This is a genomic window from Burkholderia sp. PAMC 26561, from assembly GCF_001557535.2.
Classification (GTDB): Bacteria; Pseudomonadota; Gammaproteobacteria; order Burkholderiales; family Burkholderiaceae; genus Caballeronia.
Window position 1 is genome coordinate 1256396 of the sequence record NZ_CP014315.1, and the last position, 23067, is coordinate 1279462.

A 23067-nucleotide genomic window follows, 5' to 3' on the forward strand; every position below is an offset into this window, starting at 1 on the left:
ACCGTGGGAGACGCGTCATGGAACAAGTGAACAGGGTTATCGTGCTGGACGACGAAGCCGAGCTGCGCAACATGCTGCAACGGTTCCTGACAAGCCACGGCTTCTACGTGCGCGTCGTCGCCGACGGCAAGCAACTCGACCGCTACTTGCAGCGCGAACCGTATGACGTGCTGGTGCTGGACCTGATGATGGAACCGGAAGACGGGCTGACGGTGTGCAAGCGGTTGCGCGCCGAAGGACAGACGCTTCCCATTCTCATGCTGACCGCGAAGGGCGATGCGGTCGACCGCGTCGTTGGCCTTGAAACCGGCGCCGACGACTACCTCGCCAAGCCCTTTCTCCCCGATGAACTCATCGCGCGAATCCGTGCGCTCCTGCGCCGCCAGAAAATGGCCGCCGGCGTGCCGACCGTGACCTCGCAGACGCTGCGCTTCGGCGAGTACCAGTTCGACGTCTCAAAGCAGACCTTGGTGCTTCGCGGCGAGCCCGTCGAGATTCACTCAGCGCAGATGTTGCTGCTGCATGCGCTGGGTTCATCGCCGAATCGGCCGGTCAGCCGGGAAAACCTGCTTGCGCGGGCGCGCGGCCGAGATCATGAAGCACTCGGTCGCAGCATTGACGTACAGATCCTCCGGCTTCGCCAGATCGTCGAAGAAGATCCGGCCAAACCGCGCTTCATCAAGACCGTATGGGGTGTCGGCTACATGCTCGTTGCGGGCATCGAGCCGTGAGCACGTCATCGCTTTCGTACCGGCTCGGCGGATGGTTGCCGCGTTCGCTGCTGGCCCGCAATATCACACTGCTGGTGGCGCTTGTCGCGCTGACCCAGGCGTGCTCGTTCGCGGTGCTGCTGAATTTCGTGCAGCGCCCGCGCATTGACCGCGCCGCGATCATCTTTTCGGACTATGTGAAGACGCTCGATGGCGTGTTGTCCGCCATGCCGCCCGACGAAGGCCGCGCCGCGGCCGCGCGCCTGGGCGGCCAGACTGACTTACCCGAACATCTCGAACGCGAACCGCAGCCGAGCCCGCTCCGCTTGTTCCGCACTTGGCAACGCGACGTCTTCGTGGGTGCGCTGCAGCGCGATCTGCCGCCCGACATGCAGGTCCGCTGGCAGACCAGCGACGGCGAGCGGCTCTGGATTCGTCTGCACGTCGCGGGCGACACCCGCTGGATCGCGCTGCCGATGACCGAGGATGCGCAAGCGAGCGGCATCGTGACGACACTCGCGCTCTGCGCAGGTCTCGCGTTGCTGGCCGCTCTGACGGGCTACCTGATCCAGTTGCACATCAACCGTCCCCTCAAGGATCTCGCGCGCGCCGCGCGCCACGTGAGCGCCGGTGAGGCGTCCGTCACTCTCCCAACTGACGGGCCAACTGAAATCGCCCAGGTCAGCAGCGCGTTCAACCAGATGACTCATGCGCTGAAGCAAGCTGAATCAACACGCGCGCTGATGCTGGCGGGCGTTTCACACGACATCCGCACGCCACTCACCAAGCTTCGTCTCGCGATGGCAATGGCGATTCCGCGGGGTGCCGACGATACATTCGTGGCGTCGGCAGAGAGCTATATCGACCACATTGACACGATTCTTCAGCAGTTCATGGACTACGCCGGCAGCGGTGAACGCGAGCTGCCGCAAGCCGGTGAACTCAACGCGCTGATCGGCCGGCTCGCCGCGGATTTTGCCGGGCTGGGGCACGAATTCGAATTGTCGCTCGGAGACGTTCCCGTGTTCGCATACCGGCCCGTGAGCCTGATGCGGCTCCTCATGAACCTGATGCAGAACGCAATCGTCTATGGGCGCACCGGTCTCGCCGTCCGAACATGGACGGAAGGCAACATCGCGTGCGTCGCCGTGTGCGATCGCGGCACGGGAATCGCCGCCTCGGAAATGGAAAACCTGAAGACGCCGTTCAGCAGGGGTACGAACGCCCGGACGCATTCGGGCGGCTCGGGTCTGGGGCTTGCCATCGTTGAGCGCATCGCGCGTCTGCACGGCGGTGCCCTGGTATTTCGCGTGCGTGAAGGCGGCGGTCTCGAGGCATGCGTAACGTTGCCAATGAACCGGCATTCTTCATAAGGACGCGGGTAGCTGCCGTTCGCACGTGTCAGATCACGGCGACATCGCGCGACATAATTCCTGAATGGTGCGCACGGCCGCTTCCTTCCATACTCACGTTCGCGTGCTAAGGCACACCTCTCTTCCGACATCTTGGCACGACGGTGCCATAACAAACCACCATGCAAATCTCACTCAAATTTTTCATTCGTAATGCCAAGCATCTGACGGCCTCCGCGCTGGCGGCGGGGTCGCTAATTCTGGGTGGGTGCGCCTCGGCCGCCACCGAGACCATCGAGACCTACACCGCGCCGAACGTTCGCGCGGACGTTATATACGTATGTTCTTTCGGCGCCACGTCCAGCCAGGTGAAAATGGATAGCGGGCTGGCACACGAAGGCAAAACGCTCATCAGCGGCGGATCGTTGGTTCAAGAACAAGATCAAACAGCAACCGATACGCGTGAGCAGGTCGCGGATGAAATCGTGCGCAAGCTGCAATCAGCAGGATTGCGTGCAGTACGCGCAGACTGCGCTGCGCCGCCCAATCAGAACGCGCTGCTTGTCGAAGGCAAATTCCAAACCATCGACGAAGGCAAGCGACGCCGCCGCGTCCTGATCGGTCTTGGCGCAGGCAAAAGCGAAGTGAGTGCGTCGATCCAGATCCTCTACAAGTCCGCCGATGGCGCACTCATGCCACTTCGCAGCTTCGCCCTTGAAGCCGACAGCGGGCGCATGCCAGGTGTCGCAGAAACAGCGGGGGTTGGCGCGGTTGCCGGCAATGTTGCAACGGCTGCCGCGACGGGCGGGTCCTTGCATGGCGTGTCCGAGGCGAAACGCAACGGCGTCGCCGGTGACGCGAAAAAGCTGGGCGACTTGATCGCGAAGCAGATTGGAGCGGCAAGTTTAGCGAACGGATGGATGTCGGTCGAACGGACAAACTGATTTTGTGCTGTGCAAAAAAGACGCAAGCATCCTTCAGTTCGACGACAAAAAAAATAATTGAGCCCCCCCTTGAAATTTTTTGGCTATTTCCTATTTTGGATTCGAAAGCAGCCGCGGTTTTCGCGCTGCGTGTTTCGATTGGTTTGTCAGAGACTCGGCAGACGAACTGGAGCGCGTATGCCGGTTCGTCTCCTGCCACCTATAGGAGATTGCAGTCATGAGTGATGTTCTTTTCAATACCAGCTTGTTCGATGAGTTCGACCGTCTGCAACGCCAGATGTCGTCGGTGTTTGGTGGCCTGCCAACAAGCATCCGAGCATCGCGTTTCAGCGCCTTTCCCCAGATCAACCTCGGCAGCACCGACGATTCGGTCGAGATCGTTGCATTCGCCCCAGGCATCGATCCGGCAAAGATCGAAGTGACCGTAGACAAGGGGCTGCTCACCATCAGCGGTGAGCGTGCAGGCGTCGAATCTCCGTCCGAAGGCCGCACTTATGCGCAAGAGCGCTTCGCGGGAAGTTTTCGTCGGGCTATCGAGTTGCCGCGCGATGCAGATCCCGACAAAGTGAAGGCGCGCTATGTAAATGGCTGCCTTGCCATCAGCGTGGGCAAACGCGAAACGTCACGGCCGCGCACCATCGCGATCCAGTAATCAGCCTGTCACAACATTCGAGGAGGACAACATGAATACGCAAACTCAACTCGCGGAACGCAAGCTCAACGCTCTTGCGCGGACCAACGAAGAAAACGCACGAAAGGGACTCACGATCGCCCCGGCCGTCGATATCCATGAAGACGCTCATGGCATTACGCTGTGGGCCGATCTTCCCGGGGTGTCGCGTGATCGTTTGAACGTGCATGTGCAGGACGGGACACTTTTCATCGAAGGCGAGGCATTGATCGATACGCCGGGTGGGCTGCGCCTGCACCATGCAGAGATCCGTGAACCTCGGTTCGCGCGTGCCTTTTCGTTGAGCACCGATTTCGACACGTCGAAGATCGAAGCCAACTTGAACGATGGCGTGTTGAAGCTGAGCATCCCGCGCCGCGAGGAAGCGAAACCGCGCCGGGTAGAAGTGAGTGTTGGATAAGCACGAAGGGGCGCTCGCAGGCGATAGTAGCAACAGCGAGCGCCCAACGAATCGGGAAAAGCCTGTGGAATTCGAGACTACAGAGTTCCTCAAGCGTGATCGGATATATTGATTGATCACTCCTTGCCCGATAGGAATGCTTATCTGGCTCGGTTACAGCATATGTGGGTTCCGGTCGGACCCCGTAAAACGTCAAAGATTTACCCGCCATTTCGATCGTGCATTGAATCCTTGTGCATTGATGCTCACAGAAAGCCGTCCCTCCAGGATGAACGATGAATGACTCAAACGGACCGATCACTGAATGGCCGGAGAGACCGCTCAAGGCGAAACTCCGCTTGATCTCGCACTGATGTGCCGGATGGCAAACTCGATCGCTCGGTTTCGTTGATCATCCAATGCATGTGATTGATCGTCAGGACGATGAGGACGCGAATATCAATTCCCATCAACATATCCCACATGCTGCCAATACACCATACATCGCGCTGACATCCGCGTCGTCGGGTGCGCCCGAAGGACCGATTTTTGGCAGTTAGGCCCGGCACGTGCTATTACCTCACGGAGCGCGCCGATGGGATGGCATTGAGCGGGGAATGGATGAACTTCAGGGCAATCCTGCGGATAGCAATTCTGACTATCGCTGCCACGTCGGGCACGGCGCTGGCAACGTCATTGCACGCGGCTGAACCCAGCGTTATACAGCGGGGCGCGCAACTTGCAGCGGTAGGCGATTGCATCGTTTGTCACACCGCAAAGGACGGGGCGCCGTTTGCGGGCGGCTTACCGATTCATACGCCGTTCGGCGCGATCTATTCCACCAACATTACGCCGGACACGGAAACAGGTATAGGCAGCTGGACGCTCGATGCCTTCGCGCAAGCCATGCGGCGCGGCAAATCGAGCGATGACCACCTGCTTTATCCAGCCTTTCCTTACGTTCATTTCACCCACATGACGGACGCGGATATTGCCTCGGTCTATGCGTTCATGATGTCGCGTACGCCCGTTCGGGCAAATGCGCCGGCCAACAAGCTGATCTTCCCGCTTAATTTCCGGCCGCTGCTTGCCGTATGGAACCTGTTGTACCTGCACGCCGATACCTCCGAACCGATGTCCCGTACACAGGACGCGCAACTGGATCACGGGCGCTATCTGGTCGAAGGCCTCGGGCACTGCGCCGCCTGTCACACGCCGCTTAACGTGTTCGGCGCGGAAAAGAAAGACCGTGCATTCGATGGCGCCGTGATCGACGGCTGGGACGCGCCGTCGCTCAAGACGCTGCTGAGTGCGCCAACGCCGTGGACGCGCGAGCAACTGAGCACTTACCTGCGCACGGGTCTCGCAAGCGAACATGGCGCGGCCGCGGGACCCATGCTGCCGGTGACGCACTCGCTCGCAAACGCCTCGCAAGCGGACGTAGAGGCAATGGCCGCTTACATCATGTCGATACAACGCTCGTTCCCCGCCGCTCAGGCTGCGCCGGTCAAGCCTGCTGCCGGCATGCAGGGTGGCGCAATCCAGGCGGGTGCTACCCTCTTCCAGGCTTCCTGCGCTGCCTGCCACGCCGCACACTCACCGATGAACGTGGTCGGCGGCCGACCTCTGCTGTCGCAGAGTACATCGGTGAACAGTGACAGTCCGCGCAATGTCGTGCGCGTGTTGCTAGACGGACTGCCTGCGCAAGGCAGCACGGCCCGCCGCATCATGCCGCCCTTCGCCGGCATGCTGACCGACGCCCAGATCGCCGATCTCGCGAATTACCTGCGCGTGCAATACAGCAAACAGCCGCCATGGCAGCTTCAGGCCGATGACGTCGCCAAGTATCGCAAGGAAACGCCCACACCATGATCACACTGACCGTGAACGGCGAGCGCCATATGCTCGACATCGATCCATCCACTCCGCTGCTCTACGCGCTGCGCAACCAGTTGCAACTGCATGGCGCGAAATACGGCTGCGGCCTCGGGCAATGCGGCGCGTGCACCGTGATAGTCGAAGGCGAGCCGGTCTTCTCGTGCCTGATGCCGGTTGTGGCGATTGGCGAACGCCGCGTGACAACTATCGAAGGCCTCGGCACAGCGGATAAGCCCGGCCCGCTGCAACGCGCGTTCATCGATAAACAGGCGGCGCAGTGCGGCTACTGCATAGCGGGGATGGTGATGCGCGCGCAAGCACTGCTCGATCGCACACCTTCACCTACGGAAGCCGGAATCCGCGCGCACATGGAACCGAACCTGTGCCGCTGCGGCACGCACATGCGCATCATCGCGGCAATCATTTCGGCAATTCCGTTCGTCGCCCACCAGGCGAGACGCGCATGACGCCGGAACATGACGCCGCGCGCAGGCGCTTCCTCACTGCAGGCAGCGTGATGGTCGGCTTTACGCTATTGCCGGGAGCGGCGATGCGGGCGGTGGCGCAGACCTCGACCACGGAGGCAGGCGCGTTCACATCCGTCGCGCCGGATCTGCCTGGCAGCCTCAAGACCTCGCCCATGCTCGACGCCTGGATCCGTATCGACGAGCAGGGTCACATCACGGCATTCACCGGAAAAGCGGAGCTTGGCACTGGCATCCGCACCGCGTTCATGCAGATCGCGGCCGACGAACTAGGCATTGCGCCGTCGTCGCTCACACTGATCACCGCCGATACCGCCGCCACCCCGAACGAAGGCTACACGGCTGGCAGCCACTCGGTCGCCGACAGCGGCACCGCGATTGCAAACGCAGCAGCGCAAGTGCGCGTTCTGCTGCTGCAATCGGCGGCGACCAAGCTCGGCGTAGATGCGGCGACACTGACGGTCCGGGATGGTGCGGTGATGGCCGCCGATGGCCGCCGCCTCGGATTTGGCGAAGCCGTCAGCGGCGTGAATCTGCATCAGCAGGCGCAGCCGGGACTGCCGCGCCGAGATCCGCGCACGTATGAGAGCATCGGTCGTCCGATGCAGCGCGTCGATATTCCGGGCAAGGTCACCGGCGGCGCGAGCTACGTGCAGGACCTGCATCTGCCGGGCCTGCTTCACGCACGCGCTGTGCGCCCGCCCGCTTACGGCGCAACCCTCGCCTCGGTCGACATTGCATCCGTGCAGGCCATGCCCGGCGTGGTCAAGGTCGTGCGCGACGGCAGCTATCTCGCTGTTGTCGCCGACGACGAATGGCGCGCGATCCTAGCCATGCGCGCGTTATCGGCAGGGGCCCGCTGGAACGCCGGTCCGCCCCTGCCCGCGCAGGCAACCATTCATGCGGCCTTGCGCGCGCTGCCCGCGCAGGACATCGCGGTTGCCGACCGCTCGGCGCCTGCCGCGCCTGCCGTGCAGACTTTGCAGCGGCGCTTCACAAAGCCTTTCCTCACCCACGGCGCTATCGGGCCTTCGTGCGCGGTGGGGCTGATGGACGGCGATCGACTGACGGTCTGGACCCACACTCAGGGCGTTTTTCCGCTGCGCCACGGTTTGGCCGACATGCTGTCGATGCCGCCGGACAACGTCCGTTGCGTGCACGTGGAAGGTTCGGGATGCTACGGTCACAACGGCGCGGACGATGTCGCCGCCGACGCCGCGCTGATCGCCCGTGCAGTCCCGGGGCGGCCCGTTCGGGTTCAATGGATGCGCGAACAGGAGCACATGTGGGAACCTTTCGGCCCGGCGATGACGACCGACCTGACCGCATCGCTCGATGCAAGCGGCCAGATCGTCGATTGGACCTGTGAGATCTGGAGCAACTCGCATAACCAGCGCATCGAGAACGCCGGTCGCCTGATGCCCACCTGGTCGCTCGCCACGCCGATGACGCCCGCGCCGCCGAAAGAAATTCCGATGCCGGAAGGCGGCGGCGACCGCAACAGCGTGCCGATTTATCGCGTGCCGAACCTGCATGTGCACGAGCATTTCCTGCTCGACATGCCGATCCGTGGCTCCGCCATGCGCTCACTCGGCGCGTATCTGAATGTATTCGCGATAGAGAGTTTCGTCGATGAACTGGCGGCCGAGGCACGGCTCGACCCGGTCGAGTTTCGTCTGCGCCATCTGGACGATCCGCGTGCACGCGATGTCATCCAGAAAGCCAGTACCCGCTTCGGCTGGGCAGCAGCGCGAGCTGTTGCTCGCAGGCCGGATCACGGGGTGGGCTTCGCTTTCGCGAAGTACAAGAATTTGATGGCCTACTGCGCCATTGCCATGGAAGTCACGGTGGAGCGCAACTCCGGCGCCGTAAGCGTTGACCGCGTTGCATGCGCGGTGGATTGCGGGCAGATCGTGAATCCCGACGGGGCACGCAATCAGGTTGAAGGTGGCATCGTGCAGTCCCTGAGCTGGACGCTTTTTGAGCAGACGACCTTTGAACCTCACGGCATCACAAGCTTCGACTGGAGCACTTATCCAATCCTGCGGTTTTCATCAGTGCCGGGACGCATTGATGTCGACCTGATCGACCGTCCCGGCACACCGTTCCTCGGCGTGGGCGAAGCGTCACAAGGCCCGGCCGCCGCAGCGGTTGCCAACGCGGTTGCCGACGCTACCGGCAAGCGTGTGCGGGACCTGCCGCTCGCTGGCGACCCTCTGAGATCCTGATTAGGGGACCGCTTCGGAAGCGGTAGAACTTAAGTGCGCCACGATACCTACACTTTCATTCCCGCGACTTTCGAAGGCGACGATAGCCTTCAATGGCGGAATACGCATATCGAGTGAGGAGCCACCGAGTTCGAGGGATTGCAAGGCATTCGCTCTCGTGAAAGGCCGAGATCGGCAGCGTCCAAGACCTGGACTTCCCGGATGACAGCTCAGAAACCGAAGCGTGGGAAGCCCTCGCCTTGGGCGAGCAGCTTACCCAAGCTAAGCCCGGCTTTCTCCAGCCGGTGTTGTGGCATCAAACTCAGCTGATCATCGTGAAGCCGCAGCTGTGCTGTGCACAGCCGCCCTGCTGATCATCCATTGATCGCATCGAGGAATTGCTATCACGAAGTTTTGCCGGTACGGGCATGCCGGACAGCAGCAGATGCGGAGCCGATGAAAAGTTGGACAGTGCTGACGGCATCGACTCGCTTGTGCGGTGACCGGATCAACCGGCTGTCACCTTCGAGGACTACGCTGTGCAGGCCCGTGGCATCTATCTCGAGAAGGTTCAACAGTGCGCCGGGCGTATTCAACTTACCCCGTTCGCGGTAGACGATTTGATCTTCAGACATCGGACGTCTCTCCTTATTTCGCATGACAAGCCAGCATCGGAGGGCTGTCGTGGCCCGGCATGATCTAGATCATCTCAACGAAGAGCGCTAGCGGATAGCCTAGTCATGTTCGTTGACTCATTGCCCGGATTGCCTCGAACTCCGATCGATTCGTCCTTCTTTTCCAAGGGCTCACCATGAGCTGGAAAGTATCGCCGTATATGTCGATACAACCTGATAGTCCCGTGCCAGAACCTCCATTGAGATGAGCTTTGCCAGGCAATCCAGCGCGCATCTCGACGCAGTCTATGCCGCGTTCGATCGGTACCCGCGACCGTTCTAAGTGTTGGCAGATTTGGCTGAATATTACGCAATGCATCAGAAAGATGCGCTCGCAGCGAGCGCGCGTCGTGCGCGAGGATTTCGAGTCCGAGCTTGCGCCCCGGACGTTGAGGACGAATGGACCCTATGTGCATTGGACGAATTCTTTCCCGGCTCACGACCAATGCGTTGGGTCGATTGCTCGTGACCAGCCAAGTCAAGTCCGACAACCCTGAAACTTTTTGGGCGAACATCTCGCCGAAAGCCTCCCTTCGGCCACGCTGCCGATTCTGCTGTCTCACTGACATACGTGGCGCGCCCGCGCCTGGAACCTATCATGTCCACCTCAACCGTCTTGCCGGCCGCCCCCGCAGCTAATCGACTCGCCATAGCCGGCGTGTTGCCCTGGCTCCTTTGCGCAATCTTTTACTTCTACCAGTACGCGGTCCGCTCCGCGCCCGGCGTAATGCAGAATGAACTGGCACAAGCCTGGGGCGGAAACCATATTGGATCGATCGTTTCGGCCTACTACATGGTGTACGCACTAATGGCGCTGGTCGCAGGCGTCCTGCTCGACCGGTACGGTGCGCGCCGGACGATTCCATATGGCATCGCGATCGTCGCGATCGGATGCCTCGTGTTTGCACAGGGTAGCCGCGCGGCAGGCATGGCCGGCTTCATCCTGCAGGGCGTGGGCGCCATCTTCGCGTTCATTGGCTCGTCTTACGTCGCTGCGCGCTACCTGCCGGCAGGCATGCTGGCAATGTTCATCGGACTTACGCAGTGTCTCGGCATGGCGGGTGCCGCGTTTGGCTCAAAGCCCGTGCACATGCTGATCGATCCCGCCGGCAGCTTGCACATGCCCTGGCAGCACGTGTGGATCGCCTTTGCGGTGATCGGCGCGCTGCTCGCGGTGGGCACATGGTTCGCGATGCCCGATGAAGGAGCGGACAGTCATCACGGCACGCTTGGCATCGCCAACGTGCTGCGGCCATACCGAATCGTATTGTCGAACCCGCAGAGCTGGCTCGCCGGTGTGATCGGCGGCCTTTTGTTCGCGCCGACCACCATCGGCGCCCTCGTCTGGGTGACCTCATTCCTGCACGATGGCCAGCATATGGACATGGCGCAAGCCGCTGCCGACGCATCCATGGTGCCGATCGGCTGGGTAATCGGGTGTCCTCTGCTCGGTTATCTCTCGGACCGCTCGGGACGCAGGAAGCCAGTGCTGATTGGCGGCGCACTGGCGATACTCGCGCTCGGACTCGTCGCGGTCTTCATTCCAGCAGGCACTTTCCCGCGATATTCAGTGGCGCTGTTATTCGGCATTGCATCCGGTGCCGCAATGATTCCGTTTTCGACCATGAAGGAGGTCAATCCGCACGAGGTGAAAGGTACCGCGGCGGGCGTGATGAACTTCCTCGTGTTCCTGACAACGGGCCTGCTCGCGCCGTTCATTTCGCGCCTGATGGTGGCACAGCCAGGCAGAACCATGAACCTGCAGGCGTTCCAGCAAGCTTTCATTCCACTCGTGTTCGGTGTGGTAATCGCGGTCGTCCTATCGTTTTTCCTGCGTGAAACGGGTACGGCCGTGCGCACCGCTGTTCCAGCTAACTAACCGGTAGACCACGTCATGCGAGTTGCAATCTTCAGTACCAAACCTTACGACCGTGCAGCACTCAACGCAGCCAATGCACACGGCCTGCATTCGCCGACCTACTTCGAGCCGCGACTCGACGCCACCACCGCAAGTCTGGCGAAGGGGTTCGCGGCGGTCTGCGTATTCGTCAACGACCGAGTCGATGCCGCAGCAATCCGGATCTTGGCCGATGGGGGCACCCGCGTGATTGCGTTGCGCTGCGCGGGCTTCAACAACGTCGACCTGACGGCGGCTGAAGAGCGGGGTATCGAGGTAGTGCGCGTGCCCGCTTATTCGCCTTACGCAGTGGCTGAGTTCACGATAGGCCTGCTCCTTTCTCTTAACCGGAAGATCCACCATGCTTATGCGCGTGTTCGCGAGGACAACTTCTCGCTCGACGGTTTGCTTGGACACGACCTGCACGGCAAGACGGTCGGTGTGGTGGGTACCGGGCGTATCGGCATGCTCGTCGCGCGTGCACTCAAACTCGGATTTGGGTGCGACGTGCTTGCCTGCGATGTCGTAGAGGACGCTGCGCTCGTGGACATGGGCGTGCGCTATGTCACGATGCGCGCGCTAGTCGAAGCGTCCGATGTCATCTCCCTGCACTGCCCCCTGACACGCGACACGCTGCATCTCATCGACACAGCGGCGCTCGCTGCAAGCAAGCCGGGTATGCTGCTGATCAATACGAGCCGCGGCGCGCTCGTCGATACGCCGGCGTTGATCACGGCGCTCAAGTCAGGACAGCTCGGCGGCGTCGCGCTCGACGTCTACGAGCAGGAAGAAGCGCTGTTTTTCGAAGACCTGTCGCTGGACGTTGTGCAAGACGACGTTTTCCAGCGCCTTCTTACGTTCCCGAACGTCCTCGTAACCGGACATCAGGCGTTCTTCACAGCCGAGGCCATGGCCTCAATCGCTCAGACGACACTCAACAGTCTGTCCGAGGCGGATACGGGGCGCGCACTGAGTTGCCGTATTGCAGCGCCAGCCCAGATCACGACCGAATGAGAGGCACGCGCTTTCTAACTGTGGAACTTCGACTTTGGAGACGAATGCTTTAAGGAAGCAGGTAGCGCAACGACTGAGAAAAATCTGCTGGCATTGTGGCCGCGTCGCGACGCATGCGACTTTGATTAAGCTCTGACCCAGTCGTCGGGTACGTTGAGCTGACGTATGACCCGCGCCGGTGAGCCTGCGGCTAAACTCTTGGGGGGATTTCTCCTACAACTGTCGACCCTGCAGCGATTACAGAATGGCTGCCAATTTTAGCTCCCGCCAAGATCGTCGACCGCGCGCCAATCCAGACGTTGTCGCCGATTTCTACAGGCGCTTGCTTCGTAGGGCGCTCGGGCGTTACTTGGTGATAGTCGGTGTCGAAAATAAAAGTCATGTCTCCAATCTTGCAATTGCTACCTATTCTCACTGAAGTTGTCGCGCAAAGATTCGCACCATCGTTAAAAAACGCGTTCTGCCCGATCTCTAAACTCGCGCCCTCTGAAACCCAGATGAACGGGCGCGTCCGGTAAGAGCGGAAGGAGCAGTTTTTAGCCAAGTGGATGTACCCCTTGTTGCTGATTCTCGGCCACTTGCCCGAAAAGGCCGGTGGACCATCGAAGCGTACGTTTTTTGCCGTAAGAGCTACTCGGATGAAGACGCTCTTCACGCTGGACAAACTTCTAAGAATCGCTCTCTTCATGCATTAGTCCAAATAAGTAGGTCGCTGGCTGGTTAGCTTGAATCGTCGACTATCGGGCAAGGCAGTGATACGGGTTTTCGGGTTAGCCAATCACGAACAATACATATGATGAATAACCCGCCGTAAACACCCATCAGTGTGACAGCAAAACTTTTGCGAGCGTCACAAAAGAATTACCGCATCGGCAAGTTTGCCCATTCGGGTTCAATCAAACGGGTTTGTTGCGGGACGCGAACAAGTAAAGACGAAGACGCCTGACAAGACATCGCAGAAATCGAACAATTTCCAGGACGGAGATAGTTTTGCCATCGATGCAACCACCCCTGTCGGCATCATCGACGCTAAGCCAATACAATGAGCGTTACCGTACGGGTGCGTCTAACCACATTACGCGCAGCTAATAAGCAAACGGGGATAGCAAACGCTACCCCCGCTTTTCCAGCTCTATCACATCAAGGGTTAGATTCAGACGTCCGCATGTGACGCCGTGAATCCCGTGAACGCTGCGTACGGGGCGCTTAAGGGAGCGCCGTTGATCATGATGCCGTACGTGCTGTTTCCACTATCGAGCACGTAGTACATCACAGACTGAATGTTGTGGCTTTTTCTGTTTGCGTAGAAATTGGACAACTGAGTCGTGACGTAGTTTGCCCTGTACGCTTGCGTCTGCTCAGGGCCCGTGTTCCATTCCGTGATCATGAACGGAACTCCATAGCGAGCCTTGCAGTACGTTGGCAAATCAAAGCCTGGTCCGGCGCCGTCGATGCCAATATTAAAGATGTCGCCATACACTTCGTAGTTGTGCCATGTCGTGATGTCCCAGCGAACCTTAGGATGCCCCTGCGATCCATCTGGTTGTATGCCGTCCCATAAGGCATCTGACGCGCCCACATCTGCCACGCAGAAATTGATGCCGCACTTGGCGCCAGGCTGGACCGACTTCACGCCATCGATCATTCCGCGCATCACGCCGCGCATGGCTGGCCAGTTTGCATTATTGAAGTCTGCAACCTTGCAGCCCGCCTGAGTCGAGTCTACGACGGTCGAACTCTGACGAGTCAGCTCATTGCCGCATTCGTACATCGTGACCCCGTACTGCTTAAGTGCGTTTGCGACCGCCGATCCAACCGAATATGCTTGATTGTAGGCAACGCCCTCGCTGCTCAGCAAGTTGCCATTGTTGTCGTTCATGCCCTGGTTGATCAACACCAAGAGGGTCATGCCGGCAGACTGGAAAGCAGCGGCCAGCTTGGCCACTGCAGCAATCTGCGACGGATCGGAGCTGCAGCCCACGCGGTAGCTGGTGCAACCCATGCTTTTGAGAATTGAAACGATCTGGGCCGGGGTATAGGTGTAGTCCCAATGTCCGTTGACGCCGAAGAAACTGCCTGCGGCAGCGGAACCAGAGATACGCGGATCGGTGGAAGCAAGCCATCCCCCCGCGTTGGCCCATACGTAGAACTGACCACTTGTGTTTTTGTGCCACATCATGCCGCCGTACCAGAGCAACAAGGCGACGTTGTAGTTGACACCGACAACGGCACCGTCTCTATAGATAACACCGGCATTCACTGTCCATTTACGACCCTGCTTGTCGATGAGGACAGTACCTGACGGAATCGTGGCGCCGTCGGGAGAGATTCCTGCGGTGCGTGGATCGAGGCATGCCGTCCACCCAGAACCATTCCACGAGTAGAACTGGCCCCCGGTATTCTGATGGTACACGGTGCCGGCGTACCACAGCGCCAAGGCGACGTTGTAGTTCACGCCTGCGACTGCGCCGTTCCTGTACACCACGCCCCCGGAAAGCGTCCAGACATTGCCTGAGTTATCGACGATCTTTGCAGACGAAGGCAGACTCGTTCCATCGGCCGACGCAGTCGTAGCGGCGTTGACAACTGCATTTCCAACTGCGGCATTGTTTGTTGCGCTATTTGCGACTGCACCGTCGGCATTGCCGATTCCATCGCTGGAGCCACCGCCGCAGGCGGTCAGAAGATAGCTACCGCCGAACGCGGTAAGGCAACCGAGAAATTGACGTCGTTTGATCATGGCGAGTTCGTCCACTGTCGAGAAAAGCCCGACAGAAAATAAGCAAATGATTTTTAGTCTTCGACACACGAAATGCTGTTGGGAGCGTGGGCACCCGAACCGCTTTTTCTTTACTTCGTATATCTAACTAACCCAATGAATTATTGACCCATTCCGTGCTCAGTACCGGATGGCGCTTTAAACGATTGGGACGGCGTGCGACCTGGGAACACGAACGCGAAGGCACACCTTCCCGATGCGGTCACAGAAGCGACCACATGCCTTCGTCGTGTATTCGGAACGCTTGCGTGCGAACCCCGACCCCGGTATCGCGACTTGTCGAGACAGTCGCCTTATCGTCTATTACGCAAACGTTTAACCGAGAATGCCGCTTACTTCAGCGATTCGGCAAAGTCTACCTTTTCGTCTGACCACGGGTGTAAATGTACCCGGAATGTGCGGTAGACCACAAACGAATAAGTAATATTCTGTTAAATAGTGAAATTTTCCCTAGGCGCTGTTGCGATGCAAAAAGAACTGCTCAAAGGTGCCTGACATTAATCGAAAGATTTCGGTCAATATTATATTTAATCCAGAAATTAATTAAAAATTCGGTCGTAGATTCTACCCTGACAAATAATATGAGTCAGAAATGCGCGTAAAGTCCGCGTCGTTAATTTATACTACGAATATATATTACCGATTTTGGTCGTTGATCTGATCGCGCGAAAATCCGTGGCGTGGCCGTGAGCTTTAGGGGGCACACCCAAATCACTGTAGATGCAGCAGAACTGTTGCCGAATTCCCCGCTTGCTCGGGAACCGAAGAAGACTCAAAGGCGTCAGCCTTGCATGGCCACCATGCGGGTCAACTGGAAAGAAATCCTTGTCGCCAAGCATTTGCGTGGCCCGACTCGCTCGTGATCAGATCGGGCTTCAGGTCCACATGTCGCCTGCATTGAACATCTGTGCGACGGTCCAGCCGGTACCTTGTTATTAATGGATCGCATGTCGAGGCTTGGTTCAGAATGCCCGGCGCATCGGCGAGTCTCGTGCGTTTGAAGACGTTGAGTAATTGGCAAAATTTGAAGAGCTCATTTCAGGGCGAATGGGCAATCGAGACCGCGCCCGCTCCGCGAGCGATATTTTCCTGGGCCCGCCAGGGGCGCAATGGCAGGGTAAGAAAGCATATGTGATTTACAACCCAGACAATTAAGAAGCCGGGAAATTTAGCTGGAAGCCACGCGCGGTCGCGTCGTCGTAATTGACTATTCATTCCTATATCATTCGTGTGACGTGTTGATCGCTACTTATTTCAGAAGAAGCGCCGTGCCAGCAACCGAACGGCCCAATCCGATTTGAACACTAAGGCTTTAACATATTGCCGGTTGCACGCCCTTCGCAAACAATGCGAAGTCGCGAGTGAAATCTGGCATATCGTCTGATCGACGCTTTCGGCCAATAGCACACGAGTTTTAGCCGTTTCACTAATCCACCCTGCATTAAGTGTAAGCTTCATTTGAAGTCACCATTTAATATCAATTGTGTGATTAATGAGCGGCTACTGGAGCTTCCCGCTGTCCTTAATTGGGTAAGCGCGGTAATGCAATATCCGATATGCAACTGAACACCTCGTCCATAATCCTCAGTTGAAACAGCTAGGTGAGCTGGGGCGCGGATACAGTAACGTCGGATTTGAGCGCGTGCTACGGGGGCTGCGACCGTTAGGCCCGAAGGCAGCAAGAACTTGGAACAGGTCGCCCCGTTTGCGTTTGATTCCCATCCAAGTTGCTCCCGACGACGTTCGCACGTTTTGCCTTCTTACTAAAGCTTAAGGACTACACATGCCTGTTTTTTCGATTATTGTCCCGGCCTACAATGTGCAGGATTTTATTGAGGAAGCGCTGGAAAGCATTGCAAGACAGTCGTTTGCTGACTTCGAGGCTATCATTGTGGACGACGGATCAACCGACGGCACTGGGGATATTGCGAAGAAGTTTTGTTCGACAGATACACGGTTCAAATATCTTCATCAGCGAAACGGAGGTCTTTCGGCTGCACGGAACTCAGGCACAGATGTCGCGATTGGCACGTATATTTATTATTTTGATAGTGACGATGTCATCGATGCCGAGGCGCTAGCTTCATGCTACCGCGAGTTCCAAAATAATGAGATCGACGTTGTAATGTTTGAGGCCGAAGTTTTTCCGGTGGACTCGCCTGTTTATAAGATCGAAGAAAACTATTATAAACGGCCGGTAGGAAAGTCGCCTTTATGGTCTGACGATTTTATCGTTGAGTCACTTCGACAAGGACACTACTGCGTGCAGGCATGCTGCTTCGTTGCGCGCAAATCAGCGATAGGAGAACTCCGGTTTATCGAAGGCATGTTGTTCGAGGACAACCACTTTTTTGTTTCGCTCTTGCTGGAGAAAAAGCGCAAGGTGGCAATACTTCATGAAAAACTCTACAAACGACGGTTGAGGTCGGGCTCAATCATGTTTTCATCGAAGACGAAACACCATTACGACAGCATGAATCGCATGGTCCGGGAATTATCGAAGCTATCGTTCTTCGCTCTCAAGCCGCCTGAGAGATCAGCAATCAAAGAAGAGATCGTCGGCAACGCGCTCGGAGATCTGCACTTCGTTAGTTCCCTCGTTGGCGCCAGCATCAACCTCCGAAGAAGGAACATCACCGCCATGTGGCACGTCGCGCGGCATGTTTCGCCGCGCCTGTTTGCGCCAAAACGTCTCCTGCTCGCGTTGGTTCCCGAACTGTACAGTCTCAAAGCGGAGGCAAGGTTGCACCGTTAAGATTGGGTTGGGTGGGTGAGCGACCGGGCATGGCAAAGACCTCCGGACGCGCAGGCGGGCAAGTGAACTGAAGACGCTTAGCTTCAGCTTATTGTTGTTGTCCGAAGCGGATCAACAAAGTATTCGTGACTACCGGTCTCGCTTCGAGAACACGCCCAACAAAACTGCAACGATGCAGCGAAGGTAAATTATTTCCTCATAGATATGAACGTGTTCCTAAAGCGGATGGTTTGACCATCACGGCCGCTAGGTCCGTCATGCTGGAATGTCACGTGCGCCGAGCGGGTGAACAAGCGGAGAGAAGATCGGCATGCGCAGAATCGGTCAATGCACCTGAACTATAAGCCAACGAAGAATATGCTGAAAAACCTTATTGTTCTGGCGTGCGTAATGCTGTCGAACGTCGCATGTGCAGATGCAGTGAATCGAGAAACAAGGCATTCTGCCAACGCTCCCGGAGCCCGCACTGTACATCTCGGACAGTCCCACGCACATGTTCGACGCGATCAGGCTGACGCTGGCACCTTCGATCAGTCTAAAGCGGGTTTCACTAATGGAGTTGTGCTGCCGGAAACATATGGAGCAGTCGGTGACGGTAATACCTACTTCGACGGCAGCATGCAAGTTGGCGGGACAGCGACAGTTGCAACTTCGCATGCGGCAAATGACGCGAACCCGACGGCGCCACCGGTTTCGACCGGTGCATCGAACGACATGGTTGTGCACGTTATTGCGAATGCGCAGGCTTACTCAGTTACGCCATCGCTCGGGATGGTCCGGGCCAACCAGTCTTCAGAAAATGGCAGCCTTGGCATCATGGCGCTGGATGAAACTGTTGCGAGGCCTGCTCTTACAACTGCAGTCTCGGGAATCACACCGTTTGCATCTGGATGGCAGACAGTTTCCATTGCGCTCGCATCGATCGGAACGCCTTCCTTCATTGCCAGCACGACATACTACTCTGCGAGTACCGCCGATGTCGCTCTCCCCAAGCCACTCGGACATCGCACTGGTGATTATTTATTAGCCTGTAATGTCATTGACAACGACGGTACTCGGACCATAACGCCCCCGATCGGATTCAAGCCCATTGCAACTGGCTCGAATGCGGCAGATCGCTTGACTTGCTTCACCAAAGTGACCGGTGAGTATGAGCCATCGACTTACACTTTCATCCTCAGCGGGAACGGCTCGAGTAGCGCCGCAGGGCTTATGCTTGATTATCGCAATGTTAGCGGAGTCGATCCTACCAAGTTTGGCGAGACGAGCAGCACCCTGCACTCGGCGACGGCACATTTCACCTCTGACGACGTCGGCAAAAAAATTTGCGTTGCAAACATACAAGCGGCTTTACCGTTCAACAAGCAAAAATGCGGCAAGATCATCACCGTCGAAACCGAGAGTTCGATTGCCGTAGATTTTGCGACTGAACTAACCGGTGGCAATCTGCAATTTGCCTACGGAACAGATGACAGCGCCGCTTTTACAACAATGCTTTCGAGCGCGCCTTGTAGCACTAAAGGTTGCAGGATCGAACTTGGGGCAAAGCATTACATACTGACCGAAGAATTGATCCTACCGGCCAATATCCCGATCAGTCTTGTTGGAGTCGGACCAAGTGCTGCGAATACCCCAAACACGTTCATCAACGGAAATGTTCTCGTCAACGCGAACAACGGTTCGCAGCTTCATTATCTTACACAGGCACTGACTGGTCCTGCAGTTTCAATCACTGGATCCCTCCATGTAACGAGCACGGCCGCAGCTGATAGGCTGAGTAACTTCTCCATTGTTGGCGGCGTCGGCACTGCGCTTGACGGGGGTGGCCAGGATGGAATCGATGTTTTGAATTGGCAAAACGCGGTTGTTGATAACGTTTTTGTTTTCAACTTCGTCCGATACGGCGGCTACGTGGATGGGCGGGCTCAAAATTGAAGCGCAACACCAAAGCGTATAAGGTGTTGTAATGCATAAAGCAAATCAGTACGAGCAGTTGCAAGCTGAGGAACGTCTGGAGATTGCGAGCCTACGTCAACGGGGTTCTAGTATTCGGGCCATGGCCCGAATACTCGGGCGCTCGGCCTCTACCCTTAGCCGCGAGCTCAGGCGCAATAGCTCAGTGCTTGGTTATGTCCCAGCAGCGGCGCACGCACTCAGTTTGGCCCGACGATCCAACAGTGCGGGTGCGCCCAAACTCGGGCCTCACAGCGCTTGCTGGAGGGTCGTCCTTACGCTGCTCGAGTGGCGTTGGTCGCCTCAGCAAATCTCTGGAGTCCTCAAGCGTATGTTCCCAAACGATCCGACTTTGCAGGTCTCGCACGAAACGATTTACACCACTATCTACGCCCACCCAGGCGGCGAACTACGGCGTCAACTCATTGCTTGTTTGCGTCGTGCTCATCGCGCCCGTATGTCGCGTACACGGGGTAGTGATCGCCGCTGGCAAATTCCAAATATGGTCAGCATTCACGTGCGCCCACCTGAAATAGAGGATCGCGTGATGCCAGGGCACTGGGAGGGCGACTTCATTAAAGGCGAAGGCAATCGCTCCTCTGTGGGCGTGTTGGTGGAGAGAACCAGCCGTCTCGTGCTGCTGGCTAAGATGGACGATGCCACAGCCGAATCTGCACTGGCTGGCTTCTCTGCCAAGCTCAACTCGATCCCCGAGCACTTGCGTCACAGCTTCACTTACGACCAGGGGCGCGAACTCTCACGGCATCAAGAACTTGCCGCTCAAACAGGCGTGAACGTATATTTTTGCGATCCACACAGCCCGTGGCAGCGAGGAACTTGTGAAAATACCAACGGCCTGTTGCGCGAGTACTTGCCCAAAGGCACCGACCTTTCCGTCCATAGTCAGGCCGACCTCGACGTCATTGCAGACAGCTTGAACAACCGCCCTCGTGCTACGCATGCGTTTCATTCACCATTTGAGGTATTTGCCGCGACACTGAAAGCAGCGGATCTAGCAACGTCATCTAAACATTAGACCAGTTGTTGCACTTCGACTTGAGACCGCCATGCTTTGTCAGCGAAAGACTATCGAGACTACAGCGAAAATGTGCTGTTCAAGCATTTCTATGCGGCATACAACGGTGGTGGCGGTCTTAAAGTCGGTAGCGCCCGCGCGGTCTACAACATCGAAAACACTCAGTGCGTCTATTGCATCATCGAGGGAAATGGCGGACCTGGCGTCATCTTGGCCGGCGATAACATTCAAGGTCTCCGGTTGTCGGATTCGACGGTTCAATGGAACAATGTGATGGCGCCTGGCGCGGAGGTTTTCACGACCGGGACCGTTGTTGGTGGTGTGATTTCATCAAACTATTTCGAAGCCGATGGCAACATCGGATCACAAAGCAATAAGATCTTCAACAATGTGGCCGGCATGCTCGGTCTGCATGTGACAGGCGACAATTACTACACTCCGCAGAGCGCATTTTCACCGCTCACGTTCTCTGCAAATGGCGTCGCCTTGCCCGCATGCAATTTGAATAGTTCCATTACAGCCCACGCGACAGCAACGGTTTCGGATGCTGAGTCTTGTAGTCTTGGGACGAACTACGTCGGCGGCGGGTCGACAATCTGCAACGTCACTTGCGCTTCGGGCAACGTGTGGGTTGCGACAGGAACTGCCAGATATTAGCGACTTTAAAGACCCTGGACCAAGTTCGCGAACTGACGAAGTGTCATGACGTTTTGTCTGCGGTGTTGGTGACTTACCCCTGTTGCGCTGTCACGTGAAGCACAGCACCTAACTGACCGTTTGATGGTGGCATTGTCACAACCTTTGCACAGCGCTTAGTTGCCTTTATCATTGGAAGGATTGATCGGCGCCCCCTTGGAAGCCTTCGAATCCTAGGTGAACGCGTTCTCTTGTTTAACGGCCTCGACCGATGAAGCACGAAGCCAAGCGTGCGGTAGTCATTGAACGCTTTCACGTCCGTAACCGCCGACTATTCTTCGTGTCCAAATAACTCCGCAATTGTTGGCGGCGGCATGTACAGGACGAGAATTAATGCGGCGAGTACATTCAATATTGGAACGAAGCCCAGGACCGGAACAAGCATCGCCCGTGTAGTATTCGAGCTGAATCGTTGCAGTACGAACATAACGCTCGCAACACAAAAGAACGTCTTGACCGACACCCAATACCAGTGTCCGATGAAAGAAAGCACCACCAATATCTGTCTCCAATAGTTGAATTACACGACCATTAAACTCTACTCTCGCCGAGATTGCACTAGCTTGAAAAGATTAAGTAGCAGTGGTGTGTGCGGACGCACACAGACATTGATCAGGTTAAGCGGACGAGCAACAAATTGATGCAACGCGTGACGAACTTTTCAGGGGTTTGCCGGCAGCGTAGTTGCCGCAGATCCATTGAACTGATGCGGCGAGACCGGAGCCGGTAGTTAGCGTTCGGAGCCAGGACTTACTGTGATTCACTGTCAGCATGGCGCTCAGGCGTCGGTTTTCTAATTCAAGCGCTTCGGCTCGAAGTTCTTTTGAATGGCGTGTACAACGACATGTGCTGCTCGAAACCCGCCCGTTCCCAGCCGGTTCAATCTGAATGATACTAAGTGAGCCTTGAGCTTATCGAGTCGAATTCTTGCTAGCTGGGCGCCGCGTATTTTCTCTTATGGCGATACCCAGCCCCGCTGGATGAGGATTTTAAACATCGGTCGATACACATGAGAAGTCACCGCCACGATGAATTGAACAGGACGCCGCCCTGTATTTGCCAGAACCCAGGCGCTCAAGCCCGACACAACAGCCGCGCCGACTATGTCCATCGGGAAATGCACGCCAAGATAGATCCGCGACCACGACACCGGTATTCCGAGCAATGCAAGCGCAGTTCCAATTGGACGCGTGCGTTTATATGCCAGGAGGCTGAAGGCTGCGCCCCACAAACAGGTTAGATGATCGCTTGGGAAAGACGCATCAGGCGAATGCGCCATTAAATTGGTGCCGAGACCAAGCACGAACGGCCTCTGTTGCGGCCACGCAATCCCGATGATTTGTGCGGCCACCAGCGCCACACCCGTCGACAACGCAGCCTCCACCATGTGGTGACGCAACACGTCGTTTCCGCGAAGCCATCCCGAGATCAATGCAAGCGGCGCCAACCATATGGCATATACGGCAAATATGTGCGCCATCTCAACGACAAATGGTATTGGACGGGAAGAGGCGTTGATCAAGTAAAACAGCCTTAGATTTAACGTGTTCATCGCGTGTGAGAAGTAAGGGGAACGGTGGCATGGTACGGACCGAAACTTATCGAACGCTTAGGTTC

18 protein-coding genes are annotated in these 23067 nt (G+C 57.2%); 14 read left to right on the forward strand and 4 right to left on the reverse strand.

Annotated elements, in window-relative coordinates:
* The first annotated feature begins 17 nt into the window (after nucleotides 1-17).
* The 8 genes from AXG89_RS40330 (at nucleotide 18) to AXG89_RS40365 (ending at nucleotide 8667) form a co-directional block, all read left to right on the forward strand.
* On the forward strand, nucleotides 18-731 hold the full coding sequence (locus AXG89_RS40330; protein WP_075357547.1) for a response regulator: 714 nt from the start codon (nucleotides 18-20) through the stop codon (nucleotides 729-731).
* The gene (locus AXG89_RS40335; protein ID WP_075357546.1) at nucleotides 728-2083 is read left to right on the forward strand and encodes an ATP-binding protein; all 1356 of its coding nucleotides are present in this window, start codon (nucleotides 728-730) and stop codon (nucleotides 2081-2083) included. The genes AXG89_RS40330 and AXG89_RS40335 overlap by 4 nt, the downstream gene beginning before the upstream one ends.
* A gap of 161 nt (nucleotides 2084-2244) precedes the next feature.
* On the forward strand, nucleotides 2245-3006 hold the full coding sequence (locus AXG89_RS40340; protein ID WP_075357545.1) for a DUF4410 domain-containing protein: 762 nt from the start codon (nucleotides 2245-2247) through the stop codon (nucleotides 3004-3006).
* Between the two features lie 217 nt (nucleotides 3007-3223).
* Nucleotides 3224-3658, forward strand: a complete 435-nt coding sequence (locus AXG89_RS40345) for an Hsp20/alpha crystallin family protein (RefSeq protein WP_075357544.1) — start codon at nucleotides 3224-3226, stop codon at nucleotides 3656-3658.
* A gap of 31 nt (nucleotides 3659-3689) precedes the next feature.
* Nucleotides 3690-4097 carry an Hsp20/alpha crystallin family protein gene (locus AXG89_RS40350; protein WP_075357543.1) on the forward strand — a complete coding sequence of 136 codons (408 nt, stop codon included), beginning with the start codon at nucleotides 3690-3692 and terminating at the stop codon, nucleotides 4095-4097.
* A gap of 600 nt (nucleotides 4098-4697) precedes the next feature.
* Nucleotides 4698-5948 (forward strand): c-type cytochrome, encoded by a 1251-nt coding sequence (locus AXG89_RS40355; RefSeq protein ID WP_075357542.1) that lies wholly within the window; start codon nucleotides 4698-4700, stop codon nucleotides 5946-5948.
* Nucleotides 5945-6421: a (2Fe-2S)-binding protein gene (locus tag AXG89_RS40360; RefSeq protein WP_075357541.1), complete on the forward strand. Its 477-nt coding sequence runs from the start codon at nucleotides 5945-5947 to the stop codon at nucleotides 6419-6421. Before AXG89_RS40355 ends, AXG89_RS40360 begins: the two co-directional genes overlap by 4 nt.
* Nucleotides 6418-8667, forward strand: coding sequence for a xanthine dehydrogenase family protein molybdopterin-binding subunit (locus tag AXG89_RS40365; RefSeq protein ID WP_075357540.1), 2250 nt, complete (start codon nucleotides 6418-6420; stop codon nucleotides 8665-8667). The genes AXG89_RS40360 and AXG89_RS40365 overlap by 4 nt, the downstream gene beginning before the upstream one ends.
* 383 nt (nucleotides 8668-9050) lie before the next feature.
* Here AXG89_RS40365 and AXG89_RS40370 read toward each other — a convergent pair whose 3' ends face one another.
* Nucleotides 9051-9281, reverse strand: a complete 231-nt coding sequence (locus AXG89_RS40370; RefSeq protein WP_075357539.1) for a hypothetical protein — start codon at nucleotides 9279-9281, stop codon at nucleotides 9051-9053.
* Between the two features lie 637 nt (nucleotides 9282-9918).
* On the opposite strand from AXG89_RS40370, the gene AXG89_RS40375 reads away from it, so the two are divergent.
* Nucleotides 9919-11199, forward strand: a complete 1281-nt coding sequence (locus AXG89_RS40375) for an MFS transporter (RefSeq protein WP_075357686.1) — start codon at nucleotides 9919-9921, stop codon at nucleotides 11197-11199.
* A gap of 15 nt (nucleotides 11200-11214) precedes the next feature.
* The gene (locus tag AXG89_RS40380; RefSeq protein ID WP_075357538.1) at nucleotides 11215-12231 is read left to right on the forward strand and encodes a 2-hydroxyacid dehydrogenase; all 1017 of its coding nucleotides are present in this window, start codon (nucleotides 11215-11217) and stop codon (nucleotides 12229-12231) included.
* Nucleotides 12232-12421: 190 nt separating this feature from the next.
* Here the strand turns inward: AXG89_RS40380 and AXG89_RS40385 are convergent, their stop codons facing one another.
* Together AXG89_RS40385 and AXG89_RS40390 are read right to left on the reverse strand one after the other, a co-directional pair.
* Nucleotides 12422-12919 (reverse strand): acyltransferase, encoded by a 498-nt coding sequence (locus tag AXG89_RS40385; RefSeq protein WP_205583112.1) that lies wholly within the window; start codon nucleotides 12917-12919, stop codon nucleotides 12422-12424.
* A 465-nt stretch (nucleotides 12920-13384) separates the two neighbouring features.
* Complete coding sequence (locus AXG89_RS40390; RefSeq protein ID WP_075357685.1) at nucleotides 13385-14971, reverse strand: hypothetical protein; 1587 nt, start codon at nucleotides 14969-14971, stop codon at nucleotides 13385-13387.
* 1822 nt (nucleotides 14972-16793) lie between these two features.
* Here AXG89_RS40390 and AXG89_RS40395 point away from each other — a divergent pair.
* The 4 genes from AXG89_RS40395 to AXG89_RS40410 all read left to right on the forward strand — a co-directional run bounded on the left by AXG89_RS40395 (nucleotide 16794) and on the right by AXG89_RS40410 (nucleotide 21411).
* Nucleotides 16794-17765 carry a glycosyltransferase family 2 protein gene (locus AXG89_RS40395; RefSeq protein WP_075357536.1) on the forward strand — a complete coding sequence of 324 codons (972 nt, stop codon included), beginning with the start codon at nucleotides 16794-16796 and terminating at the stop codon, nucleotides 17763-17765.
* Nucleotides 17766-18092: 327 nt separating this feature from the next.
* Nucleotides 18093-19700: a hypothetical protein gene (locus AXG89_RS40400; RefSeq protein WP_162916244.1), complete on the forward strand. Its 1608-nt coding sequence runs from the start codon at nucleotides 18093-18095 to the stop codon at nucleotides 19698-19700.
* A 31-nt stretch (nucleotides 19701-19731) separates the two neighbouring features.
* Nucleotides 19732-20754, forward strand: coding sequence for an IS30 family transposase (locus AXG89_RS40405; protein ID WP_062174602.1), 1023 nt, complete (start codon nucleotides 19732-19734; stop codon nucleotides 20752-20754).
* Between the two features lie 36 nt (nucleotides 20755-20790).
* The gene (locus tag AXG89_RS40410; RefSeq protein WP_119024844.1) at nucleotides 20791-21411 is read left to right on the forward strand and encodes a hypothetical protein; all 621 of its coding nucleotides are present in this window, start codon (nucleotides 20791-20793) and stop codon (nucleotides 21409-21411) included.
* A gap of 994 nt (nucleotides 21412-22405) precedes the next feature.
* On the opposite strand, the gene AXG89_RS40415 is transcribed toward AXG89_RS40410, so the two are convergent.
* Nucleotides 22406-23002, reverse strand: a complete 597-nt coding sequence (locus AXG89_RS40415; protein WP_075357534.1) for an undecaprenyl-diphosphatase — start codon at nucleotides 23000-23002, stop codon at nucleotides 22406-22408.
* Nucleotides 23003-23067 lie beyond the last annotated feature (65 nt).